This window comes from Sphingomonas olei (genome assembly GCF_045369765.1).
Classification (GTDB): domain Bacteria; phylum Pseudomonadota; class Alphaproteobacteria; order Sphingomonadales; family Sphingomonadaceae; genus Sphingomonas; species Sphingomonas panaciterrae.
In genome coordinates this window covers 1-1005 of the sequence record NZ_JBIQEU010000076.1, presented here as the reverse complement: position 1 = coordinate 1005, position 1005 = coordinate 1, and the positions used below count along the sequence as shown (strand labels likewise).

2 protein-coding genes are annotated in these 1005 nt (G+C 61.2%); both read left to right on the top strand.

The genetic code is table 11. From position 1 onward, the window contains the following. Positions 1 to 214: 214 nt before the first annotated feature. On the top strand, positions 215 to 463 hold the full coding sequence (locus ACH0BU_RS18110) for an AbrB/MazE/SpoVT family DNA-binding domain-containing protein (RefSeq protein ID WP_018251286.1): 249 nt from the start codon (positions 215 to 217) through the stop codon (positions 461 to 463). Then, positions 456 to 854, top strand: a complete 399-nt coding sequence (locus ACH0BU_RS18105) for a type II toxin-antitoxin system VapC family toxin (RefSeq protein WP_066781968.1) — start codon at positions 456 to 458, stop codon at positions 852 to 854. The genes ACH0BU_RS18110 and ACH0BU_RS18105 overlap by 8 nt, the downstream gene beginning before the upstream one ends. The last annotated feature ends 151 nt before the right edge of the window (positions 855 to 1005 follow it).

Here is a 1005-nt window from a genome sequence, read left to right as displayed (position 1 = left end):
ACCCATGTGAGCCACCACTGCGGCAACCGGCTCGGAATAGCAAACGCCGATCCTGTCGAGCCTAGCTCAGCAAGCCAGGTCTAAGTAGCTAATGGCGCTGATATGAACGACGACTGATCACCAAACGCGCTGAAGTGCGCTGCTTCGCGCTATCCGTCAGCGCCAATATCCGGTATGATCCGAGAGTTGGGTCAGCCAAGCGAGTTCAGTGCAGATGGAAGCACAGAGGGTCAAGATCGTGGACGGTGGTAAACTCGTGATCCCGGCGGCCATGCGCCGTGAGCTCGGGATCACCACGGGTGATACCGTTCTCGTCGATGTCGACGATGGCGAGCTACGGGTACGTTCCGTGCCTAAGGCGCTCGAAAGGGCTCGCGCGATCCTTCGCAAATATGTGCCCGAAGGCGTCGGTTTGGCTGACGAGCTGATCGCAGAGCGCCGGCGCGAGGCGGAGCGTGAGTAGCAAGGTCGTACTCGACGCCTCCGCCCTGCTCTGCCTTCTGAACGACGAACCTGGGGCGGATCGGGTAGTCGACGTCCTGACCCGCAGCATTATCGGAACGACCAACCTCGCCGAGGTCGTCTCCAAGCTTCGGGACCGAGGATTGCCGCTCGACGAGGTACGTGAGGCTCTTGGCGGGCTGCACCTCGATGTACGGCCGCTCTCTCCTGCCCAGGCGCTCATCATAGGCGACCTGCGACCGTCGACGAAGGCGCTTGGACTTTCGCTTGGTGACCGAGCGTGTCTTGCCTTGGCGATTGACCTACAAGCGGAGATGTTCACGACGGACGGGCCGCTGGCGAGCGCTGAGGTCGGCGTCACCATCACCAACGTACGGCCGCTGGCCGATTAGCCGCACATTCGTGCTTTTGGGTACGGTACGCTCAGGCAGGCGAGTTGTGGCGGAACAGAGCGGCTGCCGTCCACTGTTTCGGGCGCAGATCCACTCTTTTCAGCTGCTGCTGTAGGTAGGATGGCGTCCACCATTTTAGGGAAACCTACAG

Coding starts and splice junctions, on each gene's coding strand:
- ACH0BU_RS18110 (WP_018251286.1), top strand. CDS start 215: ATGGAAGCACAGAGGGTCAAGATCGTGGACGGTGGTAAACTCGTGATC.